Below are 17,555 nucleotides of genomic sequence, written 5' to 3'. Positions count from 1 at the left end.
CGCGCCCACGCTGCCGCACAGGCGCCACGGTCAGACGGACGCGGCCTCGGGCGTCTCGTGGATGACGAACACCTTGGCCAGGCCGGTGATCTTGAAGATCTTGAGCAGCCGGGCGGCGTTGCAGACCAGCTCGAGGGAGCCGTCGTGGGCGCGGACCTTCTTCAGGCCGCCGACGAGGACGCCGAGGCCGGTGGAGTCGAGGAACTCGACCGCCTGCATGTCCACGACGATGTGGTAGGTCCCGGCCGCCACCAGCTCGGTGATGGTGTCGCGCAGCTTCGGGGCGGTGTAGACGTCGATCTCGCCACCCACGGCAACGACGGTGCGCCCACCGACCTCGCGCGTCGACAGTGTCAGATTCACGACCTCACCCCGGGATAGCTACCTATGTCTGGTGGCACTTATCAAACCATGCCGACCGCGGGCGCGTGCAAGGAGCGCGGCATCTGCTGACATCCCGTCGGTATGCCTGCGCTCCGTGTCGGGGGTTCTTGGGACAATCGGAGCATGACCGCGCAGCCCGAGCTCGACGTCGCCCCCGCGGGGCGGCGTGACCCGGAGGCGCTCCTCGACCGGCTGACCGCGCTGCCGTCCCGGGCGGACCGGCTGACCCATCGCGAGCAGGTCCCGGCGCGGGCCGCGACGACGTCCGCGTGGCCGGGGTGGGCCGATCCGGACGTGGTGGCGGCGTACTCCGCGCGTGGGGTGGTGCTCCCCTGGCGGCACCAGGTCGCGGCGGCCGAGGCCGCCCACCGGGGTGAGCATGTCGTGGTGGCCACCGGTACGGCGTCCGGCAAGTCGCTCGCCTACCTGCTGCCCGCGCTCTCCGACATCCGCGCCGCCCGCGGCCCGCGGGGCCAGCGCGGGGCGTCGGTGCTCTACCTCGCGCCGACCAAGGCGCTCGCCCACGACCAGTGGGCGGCGATCCGCGACCTCGGCCTCGACGTCCGGGTGGCGACCCACGACGGCGACAGCACGGCCGAGGAGCGGGAGTGGACCCGCGACCACGCCGAGTACGTCCTCTCCAATCCCGACATGCTCCACCGCTCGCTGCTGCCCGGGCACGAGCGGTGGACGTCGTTCTTCCGGTCGCTGCGCTATGTCGTCATCGACGAGTGCCACCACTACCGCGGCGTGTTCGGCGCCCACGTCGCCCAGGTCGTCCGGCGGCTGCGCCGGATCTGCGCGTTCCACGGCTCCTCGCCCACCTTCGTGCTCGCCTCGGCCACGGTCGCCGACCCCGACGTGGCGGCCCGCCGGATGACCGGGCTCGACGTGACCGCGGTGACCGAGGACGGCTCGCCCCGCGGCGCGCTCGCGCTCGGGCTGTGGGAGCCGCCGCTGACGTCGTACCAGGGGGAGAACGGCGCTCCCGTCCGCCGGCCCGCGACCGCCGAGACCGCGGACCTCCTCGCCGACCTCGTGATCGAGGACGTCCGCACGCTGGCGTTCGTGCGCTCCCGGCACGGCGTCGAGACCGTCGCCCGGCGGGCGGGCGAGCTGATCGCGGAGGTCGACCCGTCGCTGGCCGGGCGGATCGACTCCTACCGCGGCGGCTACCTCCCCGAGGAGCGCCGGGCCCTGGAGCAGGACCTGCGCAGCGGCCGGCTGCTCGGCATGGCGGCCACCAACGCGCTCGAGCTCGGCATCGACATCAGCGGGCTCGACGCGGTCGTCGTCACCGGCTACCCCGGCACCCGCGCCGCCTTCTGGCAGCAGGTCGGGCGCGCGGGACGCGACGGCGGGGGCGCGCTGGGGCTGTTCGTGGCCCGCGACGACCCGCTCGACACCTACCTCGTGCACCATCCGGACGCGCTGCTCGGCCGGCCGGTCGAGGGCACCCTGTTCGACACCGACAACCCCTATGTCCTCGGGCCGCACCTGTGCGCGGCGGCCCAGGAGCTGCCGGTGACGGTGGCCGACCGGGAGCTGTTCGGGCCGCGGATGCGGGAGGTGCTCGCGTCCCTGGTCGAGCGCGGGCTGCTGCGCCGCCGGACGGCCGGCTGGTACTGGACCGATCGCGCCCGGGCCGCCGACCTCGCCGACATCCGCTCCGCCGGCGGCGCGCAGGTCCAGCTCGTCGAGGCCGGCACCGGCCGCGTGGTCGGCACCGTCGACGGCGGCCGCGCCCACGGCACCGCCCACGAGGGCGCGGTCTACCTCCATCGCGGCGAGACCTGGCTGGTCGAGTCGCTCGACCTCGACGAGCATGTCGCGACCCTCCGCCGCGCCGACGTCGACCACACCACCAGCGCGCGCGAGGTCACCGACATCGAGATCGTCGAGGAGCGCGAGCACGTCGACTGGGGGCCCTGCCGGGTCACGTTCGGCACCGTCGAGGTCACCAGCCGGGTCACGTCGTACCTGCGGCGACGGACCCGCACCGGCGAGGTGATCGACGAGACCCCGCTCGACCTCCCGCCCCGGACGCTCTCCACCGCCGCGGTCTGGTGGACCGTGCCCGACGGCGTCGTCGCCGACCTGCTCACCTCCTCCGGTCTCGCCCCGGCGGACCTGCCCGGCGCGGCCCACGCCGCCGAGCACTGCTCCATCGGCCTCCTTCCTCTCTTCGCCACCTGCGACCGGTGGGACATCGGCGGGGTCTCCACCGCCCACCACCCCGACACCGGCGTCCTCACCGTGTTCGTCCACGACGGCCACCCCGGCGGGGCCGGCTTCGCCGAGCGCGGCTACCGCACCGCCGCGGCCTGGCTGCGCGCCACCCGGGCGACCATCGCCGCCTGCGAGTGCGCCACCGGCTGCCCCTCGTGCATCCAGTCGCCGAAGTGCGGCAACGGCAACGATCCGCTCGACAAGGCCGGCGCCGTCGCCCTGCTCGACGCCCTGCTCCGCGAGGCGCCTCCGGCCCGGGAGGCCGCGGAGTAGCTATCCTGCCGCCATGCTGCTGCTCGGACTGGTGGTGCTGGTCGTCGGTGTGATCGCCCTGGTGCTCAGCTTCTTCGGCGCGAGCATCGACTACAAGCACCGGTCGGCCGAGATCCTGAACTGGGACGTCGCCCCGGGCACGCTCGTCCTGTGGGGCGCTGCCTCGACCCTGCTGGTCGTCGCCGGTCTGTGGATGATGAAGGTCGGCGCCCGGCAGAGCTGGCAGCGGCGCAAGGAGCACAAGCGGCTCGGCGAGCTGTCGGAGAAGCTCGACCAGGTCGAGCTGGAGCGCCGCCGCTCCGAGCTCACTGACGACGACGGCTGAGTGGCCCGGCAACGCACGACGCATCGAGGGCGCCCGCGGTCCGACGCGAAGCGAGGACCGTGCGGTGCTCTCGATCGGGCGACACGCTCGGCCCAAGCACGTCGTGAGGCGTCTGGTCGCCACACAGGCGTGCGCTCAGCCGAGCCCGACCGCGCGGCCGGCAGCGTGGCGTCCCCGCGCGAAGCGCATCGAGGGCGCCCGCGGTCCGACGCGAAGCGAGGACCGTGCGGTGCTCTCGATCGGGCGACACGCTCGGCCCGTCCAAGTCAGCCAGGGCCGGCGCGGGCGGCGGCGACCAGGTCCTGGTCCTGGCCCAGCCACCGGGGGCCGGTGACCCGGACCTCGACGACGACCTCGCGCCCGTCGATCCGGCAGCTGACCAGCGCGGCGCCGTTGGCGGCGGCGACATCGGTGGCCTCCGTGCACGGGTCGCGACCGGGGTGGGCCACCCGTCCGGCCAGGGAGGTCGCGGCCGCGAGGGCGGACAGGTCCGCGGCGGCCTGCGCACGGCGGTGGGCGACGAGGAGCGCACCGACCAGGCCGGTGGCGGCGCCGACGAGCAGCAGCACGCCCGCCAGCGCCACGGCGAGGACAGTTGCGGCGCCGCGGTCGGCCGCGATCCGGCTCACCGTCGATCGCCTCCTTCCTGCTCGGCGGTCGCGACCGCCTCGGCGGCGAGGGTCGCACCGGGGATGGCCCGGAGCAGCCCGCCGGGTCCGCTGATCCGGCCGCGGGCGCGGACGACGACACGGTCGCCCGAGCGGGTGACGGACAGGCGGACGCCGTCCGGGGCGACCCGCTCGCCGAGGGCCACGGCGCGGGCGGTGTCGTCGCCGCGGGCGACGGCCCGCGCGGCCTCGCGGGCCGCGTCGACGGTCCGGACCTGCGCCACGGCGACCGCGAGCAGCCACACCAGGCCCGCGGTGAGGGCGAGCAGCACCGGCAGCGCGAGCGCCAGCTCGGCCGTCACGGCACCCCGCTGGTCCCGCGGCTGGTCCCGCGGCTGGTCCCGCGGCCGGTCAGCGCAGCCCGAGCAGGCCGAGGACATGGTCGAACAGGGTCTTGATGAGCTTGTCGCCGAATCCGCCGCTGAGCAGCTTGTAGAGCAGTCCGGCGAAGCCGGCGCCGGCGGCGGTCGCGACGGCGTACTCCGCTGTGGTGACGCCCCGCTCGTCGCGGCGTGAGGTGCGCAGTGCCAAGGGTCTCTCCGTTCGTCTGCAGCCGCCCGGTGCGGCTGTCGGTCCCCGATCCTGCGCGCCCCGGCCGACCTCGCCCCCTCCACGGCACCGGCCCTGTGGACAGCCACCCCTCGACCACCGGCCTGGGGACGGCCGACGGCTCCCGGTGGTACGGATGGGGCTGGTGAGCACGGTCCGACCGGTCACTGCCCGGCCACGATGCTCCCCGCGAGCGAGACCGCCAGCGGCACGATCCCGAGCAGCAGGAAGGACGGGAGCAGGCACACCCCCAGCGGTACGGCGGCACGCACCCCGACCGCCCGCGCCCGGTCCTCGACCTCCGCCCGGGCGCGGGACCCGAGCTCGTCGGCGAGTCCCTCGACGGCCGCGACCACCGGTGCCCCGGTGCGGTGCGCCCGCCCGAGGGTCCGGCCGAGCGGTCCGAGGTCCGGGTCGTCGGCGAGCCGGCCCCAGATCGTGGCGGCGTCGCCGCCGAGGCGGAGCCGCGCGGCCACGGTGGCGAGCCGGGCGGAGGCGGCACCGGGGAGGGCGCGGCAGACCAGCTCGATCGCCTCGCCCGGCGCCTGGCCCGCCCGCAGGCCGGCGGCGAGCAGGGTGACGACGTGCGGCAGGTCGCGGCGTACCTCCTCGCGGTGCTGCCGCACCGTCCGCGGCTCCAGCCGCCCGGCGACCACCCACACGGCACCGGCCGCGGCGGCGCCTGCGGGCAGCGCGAGCGGACCGCCGAGCAGGACCGCGGCGCCGCCGCCCGCGAGGAGGGCCCAGAGGGCCCGGCCGCGACGCAGCAGCCCGTCGTCGTCCGAGCCCGAGCCCGGGCCCGACGCGCGGGCAGACCGGTCCGGACCGGGGATCCAGCGCGTCCCGGCCCCGGAACCCACCAGCACCGCGCCGGCCACGAGCAGGCCGACCAGGAGCACGTCAGCCATGGCGGTCGACGTCCCGCGCCAGCGCCTCGATCCAGGCGAGCCCGGCGTACCCGGCGGCGAGACCGCCGGCCAGGCAGGCGAGTCCGGCCGGGTGGCCGAGCAGGAACCGCAGCGGATCGGCACCGGCGCCGGATCCCATCACCAGCGCGAGCACCGGCAGGCCCGCGAGGAGGCGGGCGGTGGCGCGGGCGGACGCGAGCTCGCCGCCGACGACCCGGCGGGTGCGCTCGGCGGCGCGCAGGTCGGACGCGACCCGGCCCAGGGTGTCGGCCAGGCCGTGCCCCGTCCGGTGCGCGACCTGCCAGGCCGCGGCGACCACGCGCAGGGCGTCGCCGCCCGGCGTCGCGGCGAGCCCGCGGAGCGCGGCGACCACGTCGCCGCCGGTGCGGGCGGCCCGGGCGGCGGGTGCGACGAGCGGCCACTCGGCCGCGGCGCGGTCGAGCGCACCGGCTGCGGTCTGGCCGGCGGCGAGCTCGGACCGCAGCGCGTCGCAGAGGTCGACGACGCGACGGCGCACCTCCGCCGCCGCGCGGTCCCGGCGCCGCGCGGCGAGACCGCGGACCACCGCGGCGCCGAGGGCGACCGCGAGGAGCGGCAGCACCACCCCCTGCGGGGAGCCGCGACCCGCCATGGCCACCACGGCCGCCACGACCACGGCCGGCAGGAGCCGTCCCCGAGCGGGCCGGCCGCCGTCCCGGTCCGCCGGCCCGGCGAGCCGCTGCCGCGCGGGAGCCAGCAGCACGATGCCTCCGGCGACGGTGACCGCCACGGCGGCCACGACGGTGACCGTCCCAGCGCCGGTCATCGCCTCGTCCCGTCCAGCAGCCCCAGCAGCCGCCGCGCCCCCGGGCCGCTCGTCGGCGTACCGGTGGCGCCGAAGGAGACGGCGACCTCGGTCCGCGCGAGCCCGTCGGGACCGCGGACGACGACCGCGACCTCCCCCAGGCGCCGGCGCCCCGAGCCACGGTCGCGCCGGACGTGGAGGATCGCGTCGAGGCCCGCCGCCAGCTGGCTGTGGGCGGCGTCGCGGGCGAGCCCGGCGCCGAGGGCGAGCGCCTCGACGCGGGCGGGGACGTCGGCGGCGGAGTTGGCGTGCAGGGTGCCGCAGCCGCCCTCGTGGCCGGTGTTCATCGCGGCCAGGAGGTCCACGACGGCGGCGTCGCGGACCTCGCCGACGACCAGCCGGTCGGGTCGCATCCGCAGCGCCTGGCGGACCAGGTCGCGGAGCACGACGGCACCCGTTCCCTCCAGGTTGGCCGGCCGGGCCTCGAGGCCGACGACCTGCGGGTGGTCGGGCCGGAGCTCGGCGGCATCCTCGACCACGACGATCCGCTCCCTCGGGTCGACGGCACCCAGGAGGGCGGCGAGCAGCGTGGTCTTGCCGCCGCCGGTCCCGCCGGTGACCAGGAACGCGAGCCGCGCGTCGACCACCTGCTCGACCAGCGCCAGGCCCTCGTCGGACAGGGCGCCGGCGGCCTGCAGCTCCGCGAGGGAGAAGCCGTCCCGGCGGGGCACGCGCAGCGAGATCGCCGTCCCGGGCTGGGCCAGCGGAGCGAGCAGGGCGTGGCACCGGGTCCCGTCGGGCAGTCGTACGTCGGCCCAGGGCGCGGCGTCGTCGAGCCGGCGGCCGCCGCTGGCGACCAGCCGCTGCGCCAGCCGGCGGCAGGCCTCCTCCGACGGCAGCACCACGCCGGTCTCCTCGACGCCCTCGCCACGGTCGATCCGGACCGGCCCCGGCCCGTTGACGAGGACGTCGGTGACCCCGGGCAGGGCGAGCAGCGGCTCCAGCGGGCCGGCGCCGATGATGTCGCGCCGCAGCGCCTCGTAGACCGCGAGCACGGTCGCGTCGCCGACCGGCCGGCCGGCGGCGCGGAGGGCGTCGGCCACCCGGTGCGGGCTGAGGTCGCCGGGCGTGCGGGCCAGCCGGGCACGGACGTCCTCGACCAGGACGGAGACGTCGCCGCCCGGTCCGACGGCGTCGGCTGTCGACCTCATGCCGCCAGCTCCGCGGCCGAGCCGTCGAGCACCCGCGCGACCGCGCGGGCCAGCGGGCCGCGGTAGGAGCGCAGCGGTCCGAGACCCAGGTCGACCGCCTCGGCGAGCCCCCGCTGGTCGCGCATCTGCGCGAGCACCGGCAGGCCCACCGCCCGCGCGACCTCGTCGGCCGCGAACGCCTCGCCGCGCAGGACGACCCCGGGATCGGCATGGTCGGCGAACCGGGCGCGCATCCGGGCCGCGCCCGCGACCCCGACCACGCTGCCGGCGGTCACGACGAGCAGCTGGTCGCAGCGTGCGGCGACCTCGTCGACCAGCGGGTCCGGCGAGCGTGGGAGGTCGACGACGACCACCCGGTGGCCGCGGCGCGCGGCGGACAGGGCCTCGCGGACGGCGAACGCCTGGAGGCTCTGCACCCGCCCGTCGACGTACCACGACAGCACGCCCAGGCTCCCCCGCCGCGGCAGCGCCTCCCGCAGCGAGCGGGCCGAGAGCCGCCCCGTGGTCTGGCACAGCGCGTCCCAGCGGAAGCCCTCGCACCGCTCGAGGCCGAGCATCCGGTCGAGGCCGGGACCCTGGGGGTCGCAGTCGACGACGACGGCATCGCCGGACCGGGCCGCCCACTGCCCGAGCGCGCAGGCGAAGGTGGTCGCGCCCGCGCCGCCGCTGCCGCCGATCACCCCGATCACCCGGGCGCGGCCGGGCTGGCGCTCGGTGAGGTCGGCGAGCAGCTCGACCACCCAGTCGGCGGAGCCGGGCAGCTCGATGACGCTCTCGGCGCCGAGGTCCAGGGTCGTCCGGAACAGCCGGTCGGGCGGGCGGGATCCGCTCACGACGTAGCTCCGCGGCCGGGACTCGGGGGCCACCTGGACCATCGCGGCCGCGAGGTCGGCGCCGACGAGGACGACCGGCGCGCGCGTCCACGTGACCAGGGCGGTCAGCGGGTCGCGGGCGATCGTCGGGGCCACGTCGGCCGCGGCGGCGAGCGGCAGCAGCTCGGCCAGCAGGTCGTCATCGGCGGTCACCACCAGGGGCGGCACGTCCGCGGCACGGGCGTGCGGGAGAGGGGAGGGTCGGTCGTGGGTCATGCCGAGGTTCTCGCCACCGGCCGACATCGCCATGCCCCGACCGCCGCGGCCTGTGGAGGGAGCGCGCCCGGAGCCCGCCTGTGGACGGCGGACGGCGGCGCGTGTGACGGATGGGGCCGCAGGGGCTCACCTACGATGGACGCATGGCTCCCGCGGGCACGCCGCCCACCGCCGCGTTCTTCGACCTCGACAAGACGATCATCGCCAAGTCGAGCGTGCTCGCGTTCAGCAAGCCGTTCCAGGCGGGCGGGCTGATCTCACGGCGCGCGGTGCTGCGCTCGGCGTACGCCCAGTTCGTGTTCATGATCGGCGGCGCCGACCACGACCAGGTCGAGAAGATGCGGCAGTTCATGTCGCAGCTGTGCGCCGGCTGGGACGTCGCGACGGTCCGCGAGATCGTGGCCGACACGCTGCACAATGTCGTCGACCCTCTCGTGTACGACGAGGCGGTCCGCCTCGTCGACGAGCACCATGAGGCGGGCCGGGACGTGGTCATCGTCTCCACGTCCGGCAGCGAGGTCGTCGAGCCGATCGGCGCGCTCCTCGGCGCGGACCGGGTGGTGGCGACCCGGCTCAAGGTGGAGGACGGCCGGTACACCGGGGAGATCGAGTACTACGCCTACGCGGAGGAGAAGGCGAACGCGATCCGGGCGCTGGCCGAGAGCGTCGGCTACGACCTCGAGGGGTCCTACGGGTACTCCGACTCGGTGACCGACGTACCCATGCTCGAGGCGGTCGGCCACCCGCACGCCGTCAACCCGGACAAGGAGCTGCGCAAGGTCGCGGCGGCGCGGGGCTGGCCGGTCCTGGTGTTCACCCGGCCGGTCGCGCTGCAGTCGCGGCTGCACCTGCCGCCGCCCAAGCCGACCCTCGCGGCGCTCGCCGTCGGGGGCGTCGTCGCCGTCGGCGCGGCGGTCTGGATCGGCGCCCGGCGGCGCGCGCTCAGCGCCTGAGATCCACCCGCCCGAGAGGCGGGCAAGGGGCCGGAGGAGAAACCTCCCCCCAACCCGCCAGCGTTCCCCGTCGGCGCCGAAAAGACAAGCCTTGAAGGTGGCCGGGGAGCGGCGTACAAAGGACTCCAAGAACTCAAGAGCAACACGTGATCCAGGTACCCACGCGGCGATCTACCCTTCTGAATTGGGCGCTGGCGTCCGGAAGACTTCCGGAGCAGTTGTTGATGGTGCACGCCTGGTAGCCAAGGTTCACGTGTCAGCGGTGGCACCCGAGACGATCGAAGGCTCGGGTGCCACCTGCATGTGGGGGCGGGTCAGCCCGCCTCGACCGGGAACTCCAGCACGGAGACCGGGTTCTCGAACTCGCCGAGGCGCAGGGACACCTGGAGCCGCCAGGTGCCGGCCGTGGGGATCACGACCGGGCCGGAGTAGACGCCCGGGGCGACGGAGTCCACGGGCACCGCACCGAGGTCGACGTCGGCACCGGCCAGCCGCAGCCGCGGCGCCTCGAACGCCTCGGTCGGCCGGCCGTCGACGTCGAGCAGCTCGACGCGCACCGTGCCCCGACCCGGTCGCGGCGAGGAGAGGGTCGCGCGGACCTCGATGTGGCCCATCCGAACGGACCGGACGGCGGGCTCGACCGGACCGCCGGAGCCGGCCGGCCCGCCCGCGCCGGCAGCCGAGGCGGCGGGCGCGGCCTCGGGGCTGCGGTCGACGAGGAAGCCGGTCAGCAGCAGCACCGCCACCAGGACGACCGCCTCGGCCGCGGTGGACCGGGCGAGCATCCCGGCGCCGGTACGACGGTCCCTGCGGTGCGCGGCGTCGCGCAGCCGCGGCAGCAGCACGAACCGGTTCCAGCAGGCGATCAGCACCGCCACCGCGGCCGCACCGATCTTGACGAGCAGCAGGCGCCCGTAGCCGGTCGAGAACAGCACGTCCCACGACCCGGCGATCCGCCAGGCGAGCAGGACGCCGGTGACGGCGAGCGCGGCGAGCACCCCGGCGGCGACCACGGAGAACCGGGCCAGCACCTCCGCCGCGAGGGCGCCGCGGCCGCCGAGGTCGGGCAGGACGAGGACGAGCGCGACCAGGCCGCCGAGCCAGATGCTGCCGGCGACCAGGTGCAGCATGTCGGCCCCCACAGCGAGCGCCTCGGGCGTCACGCCGCGGGTGTGGCCGGTGAGCGCGGGCGCGCAGGCCGCGAGCGCGCAGGCGGCCAGCGCGACGAGACGCCGGGTGCGATCGACCAGCCCCCGCCCGAGGAGGACGACGGCGAGGACCAGCCCGGCGGAGACGACCCCGGCGACGACGTACTCCAGGCGGTCCAGCGAGGCCCAGGTCGAGCCCTTGGCCAGGGCGCCGACGCCGGCGCCGACCTGGTAGACGGCGGTGAGCGGGACCTCGGCGAGCCAGGCGACGATCGCGATCCCGGCGCCGATCCGGGAGGAGCGGACCAGGCGGTCGCGGGCCCGGTCGGCGAGGTGGTGCTCGGGGACGAACAGGACCACGAACGCCACCAGTCCCGCGGTCAGCAGGAGCGAGACGTAGCCGGCCCAGGTGGCGATGCTGGAGACCAGGGGCGGACCGGTCGGCCCGCTGTCGGGGACCGGTACGGCGACGACCTGCTCGCTCGGCGCGCCGACACTGAACGCGAGGGACCCGCTGATCGGGTGGCCGTCGGCGGAGACGACCCGCCAGACGACGACGAGCGTCCCGGTGCCGACCTCGTCGGGGAGGTCGACCTCGAGCACCGCGTCGCGGGCGGTGGCCGACGACGCCACCGGGTCGCCTGCGGCGTCGAAGACCCGCACCCCGTCGGGGACGAGGGAGACCTTCTCGTCGAAGGTGAACCGGACCCTGTCGGGCGCGGCCGGGAGGACGGCGCCGGCGGCCGGGTCGGTCGCGATCAGGGTGGCGTGGGCGGCGGCCGGGGCGGCGGGGAGCAGCAGGAGGACGGCGAGGGCGAGGAGCAGCGCGGCCCCGGCGGCTCGTCCAGCTCGTCCCACGGCAGGAGCCTCCTCAGGCGGCGCGTTCGATGACGCGAACCAGGTTCGCGTCAGTGACCGGCGTCACGCCCACACTGAATCAGCGGGCTGAACCATTGTCAAGGACATGAACTAGCGTCCGGCTCCGCCTCGCTCTAGGCTGGCAGTTCACGATACCGAATCAAAGTCGCAGACGTGGCCCGCAGGCGCCGGCCGCACCGCGACCCCGAGAAAGGACCGACATGCCCAACATCACCGTCGAGCTGCTGGCCGGCCGCTCCCTCGAGCAGCGCCGCGCCTTCGCCAAGGCCGTCGCCGACCACGCGGTCGAGATCCTCGGCGCCCGCCGCCAGGACGTCCGCATGGTCTTCAGCGAGATCACCCCCGACATCGTCGCGAACGGCGGCGTGCTCGCCAGCGAGGACGAGAGCCGCGCCGGCGTGGTGGCCGCGCTCGCCGACGACTGACGCGACACCAGCGACCAAGGCCCGTGGGCCCGGAGGACGTCGTCCTCCGGGCCCACGTTCCTTGGCAGGTCAGCGGCTGGCTAGCGCTTGACCTTGATCTTGACCTTCTTCACCACCTTCCCGACGACCGCGCTGCCCTTGTAGACGACCTTGACGCGCAGGACGCCCGGTCGCACGAGCTTCTTCGGCAGCTTGATCACGGCCCGGCCGTCGACGATCTTCGCCTTGACCTTCTTGCCGTTGACCTTGACGACGACCTTGCCGTCCACCGTCACCGTGCCCGCGGCGGACAGGTCGACCGTGACCTTGGCCTTCTTCCCCGGCTTGGCCTTCTTCGGGGCCTTGACCGCCATGGTCGCGCTCGCCTTCTCCACGACCACCTGGACGACACCCGACGAGCCGCTGTGACCCGCGTCGCCGCCGTAGCGGACGGTGAGGGCGTGCGTCCCCGGCAGGAGCGACCCGGCCGGCAGTACGACGGCCGCCTTGCCGCCGGCGAGCGTGCCGGTGGCGACGGACCGACTGCCGTCGAGCACGCTCACCTGACCGGTGGCGGCAGCCGCGGAGACCGTCACGGAGACGCTCCCCTGCTGCCCGTACACCACCGGGCCCGCCGTCGCCGTCAGCGAGGTCGACGCCGGGTCGGGCGCGGCCTGCACGGTGATGGTCACCGTGGTGGGACCGGACTGCGCGGTGCCGTCGCTGGCGCGGTAGGTGAAGGTGTCGGTGCCGGTGAACCCGGCGTCCGGGGTGTAGCTGAACGAGCCGTCCTCGGCGAGCTCGAGCTCGCCGTGGGCGGGCTGCGTCGCCCCGACCGCCGTCAGGTCGTCGCCGTCCGCGTCGGTGTCGTTGGCCAGCACGCCGGGAGCGTCGACCTCCAGCACCTCGCCCTTGGCCGTGGTGTACGCGTCGGCCTCGCCGACGGGGGCCGCGTTCGGCGGCGGACCCTCGTACAGCTCGGTGACCTGCTCGGCGCTGAGCTCGTAGCCGTAGAGCCGGAAGTCGTCGATCGCGCCGTTGAACCGCGGGTCTCCCCAGCTGGTGCCGCCGAGGAAGTTGGCCGTGGTCTGGCCGTTCGGACCGACGTCGCCGATGCTGAGGGTGAAGTCGTTGCGCGTGCCGACGACCTCCCCGTCGAAGTACAGCGTGCCGACGTAGCCGTTCTGGCTGGCCCTCATCGTGAACACCACGTGCGTCCACTCGTTCAGCGGCAGGTCGTTGCCGCCTCCGAGCGTCAGCCGCTCCTGGGCGGTCCCGGGGGTGCCGGGTGCCTTGAACGTGGCCGCGAAACCGGTGGGTCCGTTGGCCTGCGTGGAGGACTGCAGCAGGAAGAAGGTGTCCGTGCTGTCGCCGATCTGGACGAGCGGCACCCAGTTGGGCAGGGCGCGCGGCCGGGCCCACACCGACACGGAGAACTCGTCGTCCATGCCGGCCTGGATGTTGTTCGGCAGCTTCACGTGGTTGCCCGAGCCCGAGGCACCGCCGGGCAGGTCGAGCGCCGCGCCGAACTTCCCGTTCGGGGTCCAGCCGGACTGGCCCATCAGCGTGGCGTCGCCGACCGACGAGTCCAGGCCGGTGTTCGCGGCCGTGGTGCCCTGCCCCTCGTCGAGGGTGTAGTGGACGGGGATGCCCACGCCCGGCGGCGGGCGCTCGACGGTGTGGGTGACCGTCGCGCGGGAGTCCCGCCATCCGTCGGCAGCGGTGAACCGCACCTCGATCTCGTGCTCACCGGGGCTCAGGTTGAGCGCCGGGAACGGCGCCGTGCCGTCCTCGACCTCGACCGTGTCGCCGACGCTCTTGCCGTCGACCCACAGCTCGGCCGTGCCCTGGGCGGACCCGTCGTTCTCGTCCTCGACCGAGGCGGAGACCGTGACCGGCTCCGCGAACGGCGACGGGGACTCCGGCGCGGTCGTGACCGTCGTGGTGGTCCGCAGCGCCGCCCCCTCGTCGTACAGCGCCTCCACGTCGTCCGCGCTGAGCGCCGTCGTGTAGAGCCGTACGTCGTCCATCCGGCCGTTGTACGCCGGGTCGGGGTAGCCGTTGCGCCCCAGCCAGTTGTTGGCGGTCGGACCGATGTCGGTCATGGTGAGGGTGAGGTCGGTGCGCTGGGCGATCTGCTCACCGTTGAGGTAGAGCGTGCCCGTGGCGCCGGTGCGGGTGAACACCACGTGGTTCCACTGGTTCGCGGTCACGTCCCTGGTGGGCGTGGCGTAGACCCGCTCCTGCAGCGTGCTGCCCTTCTTCTTGAAGGTCGCCGCGAGACCGCTGGCGCCCGGGTCGCGGGCCTGGGTCTGCATCTGGACCTGGAAGAAGCTGCCCGCGTCGCCGTTGCCGTCGCCGATGTGGAACATGCCGATCCAGTCGGACTTGGCGTCGGGACGGACCCAGAAGGACGTCGTGAACGTGTCCTCGCCCTGCAGCAGGTTGTCCGGCAGTCGCACCGCGTTGGCGTTGCTGCCGCCGGTCATCCGGAGCGCCTTGCCGAACACGCCGTCGTCGGACCAGCCGGCGTTGCCGACCAGGGTCGCGTCGCCCACGGACGTGTCGGTGCCGGTGTTCGCGGCCGCCGTGCCCGAGCCCTCCGAGAACTCGTAGTGCACCGGAGCCTCGTCGACGCCGGCCTGCTCGCCGATGATCACCAGGTCGTCGACCATCAGGCCCGCGTCGCCACCGGTGAGGGTGAGCGTCTCGGACCGGGCCGAGGCGGTGAAGCTCCCGACGTAGGTCTGGAACGCGTTCTGCGAGGGCGAGTCCGTCCCGGCCGTGAGCGTCGCGTCGAGGTCACCGACCACGAGCGAGGCGTTCGCGGGCGTGCTGCCCGCCGTCCTGCTGTCTCGTGCGTAGCGCAGCGACACGCGGTACTCGTGGCCCGGGGTGAGCCCGGTGAGCTTGCGCTCGATGCTGCCGGTGCTGCCCAGACCCAGCTGGTAGCCGGTCAGGCCCATGCCGCCCATGCTCGCCGAGGCGCCCCGGACCAGCTGGACGGCGCTGTTGACGACCCACGGGGACATCCGGCTGTTGCCCGGCGCCACGTCGATGATGTTCGGCGGGTTGGCCGAGCGCCACTCGACGGGGAGCTTCGGGTACTCGAACTGGTCGACGACCTTCGGCGTCCGCTGGTCCATCTTGACCGTCGGGTCGATGTCGACGATCTTCGCGACCGACGGCGTGCCGTCCGCGTCGAAGACGAAGAGCATGTACGAGCCCGGGGGCGCGTAGGTGCCGTCCTCCGGCGCGGTGATCGACAGCGAGCCGCCGGCCTGCGTGAACTCCAGGTCCTGGAAGTTCTGGTCGTTGTTGAACCCGTGCGTCACCGAGCCGTTGCGGACCAGGGTGACCCGCGAGACGGAGCCGGAGACGTCGACGCCGAAGGTGCCGTCGTACCCGATCTTCTTCGGGGCCCGGGTGATCTCCGGGCGCACGGCGAGCTCGTCGCCGTCGAAGAGGTACGACGGGGAGTAGTACTCGACGTCGGTGTAGTCGCGCGGACCGGGGGCGCCGCCGCCGCCGACCATGACCCGGCCGTCCGGCAGGAGCAGCGCGCTCGAGTGGTAGAGGCGAGCGTGCTCGTACGGCGTCTCGACCTCCGTCCACTCGCCCGTGTCCGGGTTCCAGATCTCGGCCGTGGTGACGTAGCCGCCGTTGGCCGCGTTGTCCCGGCTGCCGCCGGTGACGAGAACGTCGCCGTCCGGCAGGACCGTCGCCGTCGCCCAGTGCCGCTGGTACCTCATCGGCTGGGTGGCCTCGATCACCGGGTCGGCGGTGCCGCCGGTGATGTCGACGGTGAAGCCGGCACGGGCGCCGGCGGGACCGCCGCCGTTGCCCCACCAGCCGCCACCGACCTGCAGGATCTTGCCGGGGCGGTACATCGCGGCCGTGGAGGTCGCGCCGACCGGGTTGCCGAGGCCGCCCTGGTTGGCGATATTGCCCGGAAGCGTGCCCCGCAGGGTCAGCTCGCCGTCACCGCCGTTGCCGTCGGGGTCGAGCTCGAACATCTGCGTGCCGGTGATGTTGAACAGGTTGCCGCTGCCCGGGGCGACGAACGCCCGCGGGTACCACCAGCGGTTCTCGTCCGGGCCGAGGGCGCCGCCACCGTCGCCGTACGCCGCCGCGCTGGTCGCGCCGGTCAGCAGCGTCCAGCCGCTGCCCTGGTCGGGCCGGTACACCTCGGGGGTGAGGACGCCGGGACCACCCGGGCCGCCCTTGAGGGTGCCGCCCTGGACGACGATGTCGCCGTTGGGCATGGTCGTGCCGGTCGGGTACCAGCGCGGGTAGTTCATCGGCGCCTCGTCGCGCAGACCCGTGTTGGTCGAGTAGCTGGTCACGCCGATGGCCGCGTCGTTGGGGGCGTTGCCACCCAGCGAGTCGTCACCACCCACGGTCATCGTGGTCTTGCGGTGCGGGTTCTGCACCTGCATCGAGCAGAACAGGTCCGTGTACGTCGTGTTGGTGATGATCCCGTCGCGGAGGTTCGACAGCGTCCGCTCCTGGCTGGGGTCCCACACGTCGATCTCGGTCTGGCCGCCCTGCGTGACGCAGTTGTTGCCGCTGAAGTCGTAGGGCGCGTTGTCCGTGCACCCGGCGACCGCGACGCTGCCGAAGGACTGCACCTTGCCGTCGGAGGTGAGCGCCATGTTGATCGGCATCAGCGGCCACGGCGTGACGCCGCTCCACGAGCCGTGCTCGTCCTTGGCCGGCGGCGAGCAGTCGGCCTGGAGCAGGCCGGCGGCGTAGGCCAGGCCGCTGCGCATCTGGGTGCGCATGAACGGCTCGCTGTACGCCGTGCCCTCGTGGCCCATCCCGGTGTACCAGGACCGACCCGAGTCGATCTGCTGGCACCACGTGATCGGGTGGTTGGTGCCCTGCTTGCCGAGGGAGCTGTACGACGACTCGTCGACCGAGAGGATCGTGCGCACGTTCTGGGCGGGGTTGACCGTCCAGTCGTACCACTCGTCGCTGCGGGTGATCTCGGCCGGCAGGTCCGCGGCGAGGGGGTGCGTCGCCTCGTTGACGACGACCTTGCCCGGCCGGACGCCCGGGTTCTCCGGGTGGCCCTCGGACATGGCGCCGACGAGCTTCAGGTAGAAGGGGTTGACGTCGTGCTCGCTCTGGCCGACCGACCACCCGGCGTAGTGGAGGCCCAGGTAGCCGCCGCCACCGCGGATGTAGCCCTCGAGGGCGGCCCGCTGCTCGGTGTTGAACAGCACGCCGCCGGTCTGGGCGAAGACCACGGCGTCCTTGGTCGCCAGGTTGCTCGTGGTGAACGCGCCGGCGTCCTGGGTCTCCTGGATCTCGAGGGTCTGGTCGTACTCGTCCGCCAGCTCGGCCGCGAGCTGGTTGACCGCCTGGCGCGCCTGGACGTGCGAGGCGTGGAAGTTGTCCTTGTAGAAGAGGAGGACGCGCAGCACGCCGTCGTCCTCCGCCGCCGCGGCGGGCGCCGCCGTCGCGCCGACGAGCGGGAGCGCCACGGCCATCGCGACGACCGCCGCGAAGGAGTGGGCGACCAGTCGCCGGGAGCGATGACGCAGCCGCGAGCGGACGGACCTGCGATGCACTTTCATCTGGGATCCCCTGTCTCGGGTTCGTTGTGCGCGGGGCCCGAGGGATGGAGGGCCCCCGGCGTGACCGTATGACGCCGGTCACACAAATACAAGAACTAGAAACAGAAACGTGAATTATTGAGACGAACTGTTCACGTATCCGAACTGTGGAGGTCGGCCCGGCGGCCTCC

14 protein-coding genes are annotated in these 17,555 nt (G+C 74.4%); 4 read left to right on the top strand and 10 right to left on the bottom strand.

The annotated features are described in order from the left end of the window. Positions 1 to 30 precede the first annotated feature (30 nt). Positions 31 to 363 carry an STAS domain-containing protein gene (locus FIV44_RS17095; RefSeq protein ID WP_141005486.1) on the bottom strand — a complete coding sequence of 111 codons (333 nt, stop codon included), beginning with the start codon at positions 361 to 363 and terminating at the stop codon, positions 31 to 33. 144 nt (positions 364 to 507) lie between these two features. On the opposite strand from FIV44_RS17095, the gene FIV44_RS17090 reads away from it, so the two are divergent. Next, entirely contained in the window at positions 508 to 2,886 is a 2,379-nt protein-coding gene (locus FIV44_RS17090; RefSeq protein ID WP_141005485.1) for a DEAD/DEAH box helicase, read from the top strand. Between the two features lie 13 nt (positions 2,887 to 2,899). Then, on the top strand, positions 2,900 to 3,211 hold the full coding sequence (locus tag FIV44_RS17085) for a hypothetical protein (RefSeq protein WP_141005484.1): 312 nt from the start codon (positions 2,900 to 2,902) through the stop codon (positions 3,209 to 3,211). Positions 3,212 to 3,477: 266 nt separating this feature from the next. On the opposite strand, the gene FIV44_RS17080 is transcribed toward FIV44_RS17085, so the two are convergent. The 7 genes from FIV44_RS17080 to ssd form a co-directional block, all read right to left on the bottom strand. Next, positions 3,478 to 3,840 (bottom strand): Rv3654c family TadE-like protein, encoded by a 363-nt coding sequence (locus FIV44_RS17080; RefSeq protein WP_141005483.1) that lies wholly within the window; start codon positions 3,838 to 3,840, stop codon positions 3,478 to 3,480. Beyond that, entirely contained in the window at positions 3,837 to 4,181 is a 345-nt protein-coding gene (locus FIV44_RS17075) for a TadE family type IV pilus minor pilin (RefSeq protein WP_246086473.1), read from the bottom strand. Before FIV44_RS17075 ends, FIV44_RS17080 begins: the two co-directional genes overlap by 4 nt. A 49-nt stretch (positions 4,182 to 4,230) precedes the next feature. Further along, positions 4,231 to 4,410 carry a DUF4244 domain-containing protein gene (locus FIV44_RS17070; RefSeq protein WP_141005481.1) on the bottom strand — a complete coding sequence of 60 codons (180 nt, stop codon included), beginning with the start codon at positions 4,408 to 4,410 and terminating at the stop codon, positions 4,231 to 4,233. A 182-nt stretch (positions 4,411 to 4,592) separates the two neighbouring features. Beyond that, positions 4,593 to 5,336, bottom strand: a complete 744-nt coding sequence (locus FIV44_RS17065) for a type II secretion system F family protein (protein WP_141005480.1) — start codon at positions 5,334 to 5,336, stop codon at positions 4,593 to 4,595. Then, positions 5,329 to 6,141 (bottom strand): type II secretion system F family protein, encoded by an 813-nt coding sequence (locus FIV44_RS17060; protein ID WP_141005479.1) that lies wholly within the window; start codon positions 6,139 to 6,141, stop codon positions 5,329 to 5,331. Before FIV44_RS17060 ends, FIV44_RS17065 begins: the two co-directional genes overlap by 8 nt. Continuing rightward, the gene (locus tag FIV44_RS17055; RefSeq protein WP_141005478.1) at positions 6,138 to 7,331 is read right to left on the bottom strand and encodes a TadA family conjugal transfer-associated ATPase; all 1,194 of its coding nucleotides are present in this window, start codon (positions 7,329 to 7,331) and stop codon (positions 6,138 to 6,140) included. The genes FIV44_RS17060 and FIV44_RS17055 overlap by 4 nt, the downstream gene beginning before the upstream one ends. Continuing rightward, positions 7,328 to 8,419, bottom strand: coding sequence for a septum site-determining protein Ssd (gene ssd, locus FIV44_RS17050; protein ID WP_141005477.1), 1,092 nt, complete (start codon positions 8,417 to 8,419; stop codon positions 7,328 to 7,330). The genes FIV44_RS17055 and ssd overlap by 4 nt, the downstream gene beginning before the upstream one ends. Positions 8,420 to 8,562: 143 nt before the next feature. On the opposite strand from ssd, the gene FIV44_RS17045 reads away from it, so the two are divergent. Next, positions 8,563 to 9,372, top strand: coding sequence for an HAD family hydrolase (locus FIV44_RS17045; RefSeq protein WP_141005476.1), 810 nt, complete (start codon positions 8,563 to 8,565; stop codon positions 9,370 to 9,372). Positions 9,373 to 9,686: 314 nt separating this feature from the next. Here FIV44_RS17045 and FIV44_RS17040 read toward each other — a convergent pair whose 3' ends face one another. Next, positions 9,687 to 11,378, bottom strand: a complete 1,692-nt coding sequence (locus tag FIV44_RS17040; RefSeq protein ID WP_141005475.1) for a copper resistance CopC/CopD family protein — start codon at positions 11,376 to 11,378, stop codon at positions 9,687 to 9,689. Between the two features lie 221 nt (positions 11,379 to 11,599). Here FIV44_RS17040 and FIV44_RS17035 point away from each other — a divergent pair, with 221 nt between their 5' ends. Continuing rightward, complete coding sequence (locus FIV44_RS17035; RefSeq protein ID WP_141005474.1) at positions 11,600 to 11,824, top strand: tautomerase family protein; 225 nt, start codon at positions 11,600 to 11,602, stop codon at positions 11,822 to 11,824. Between the two features lie 80 nt (positions 11,825 to 11,904). On the opposite strand, the gene FIV44_RS17030 is transcribed toward FIV44_RS17035, so the two are convergent. Next, positions 11,905 to 17,385, bottom strand: coding sequence for a LamG-like jellyroll fold domain-containing protein (locus FIV44_RS17030; RefSeq protein ID WP_141005473.1), 5,481 nt, complete (start codon positions 17,383 to 17,385; stop codon positions 11,905 to 11,907). Positions 17,386 to 17,555: the final 170 nt, after the last annotated feature.

The organism is Nocardioides humi, from assembly GCF_006494775.1.
Taxonomy (GTDB): domain Bacteria; phylum Actinomycetota; class Actinomycetes; order Propionibacteriales; family Nocardioidaceae; genus Nocardioides; species Nocardioides humi.
Note: the sequence above shows the minus strand (reverse complement) of the source record. Positions and strands in the feature narration are given on the sequence as shown.

Excerpts from the sequence above, each read along its gene's own strand:
- FIV44_RS17035 (WP_141005474.1), top strand. The coding sequence starts at position 11,600 with ATGCCCAACATCACCGTCGAGCTGCTGGCCGGCCGCTCCCTCGAGCAG.
- FIV44_RS17055 (WP_141005478.1), bottom strand. The coding sequence starts at position 7,331 with ATGAGGTCGACAGCCGACGCCGTCGGACCGGGCGGCGACGTCTCCGTC.
- FIV44_RS17030 (WP_141005473.1), bottom strand. The coding sequence starts at position 17,385 with ATGAAAGTGCATCGCAGGTCCGTCCGCTCGCGGCTGCGTCATCGCTCC.
- FIV44_RS17060 (WP_141005479.1), bottom strand. The coding sequence starts at position 6,141 with ATGACCGGCGCTGGGACGGTCACCGTCGTGGCCGCCGTGGCGGTCACC.
- FIV44_RS17045 (WP_141005476.1), top strand. The coding sequence starts at position 8,563 with ATGGCTCCCGCGGGCACGCCGCCCACCGCCGCGTTCTTCGACCTCGAC.
- FIV44_RS17085 (WP_141005484.1), top strand. The coding sequence starts at position 2,900 with ATGCTGCTGCTCGGACTGGTGGTGCTGGTCGTCGGTGTGATCGCCCTG.
- FIV44_RS17065 (WP_141005480.1), bottom strand. The coding sequence starts at position 5,336 with ATGGCTGACGTGCTCCTGGTCGGCCTGCTCGTGGCCGGCGCGGTGCTG.
- ssd (WP_141005477.1), bottom strand. The coding sequence starts at position 8,419 with ATGACCCACGACCGACCCTCCCCTCTCCCGCACGCCCGTGCCGCGGAC.
- FIV44_RS17090 (WP_141005485.1), top strand. The coding sequence starts at position 508 with ATGACCGCGCAGCCCGAGCTCGACGTCGCCCCCGCGGGGCGGCGTGAC.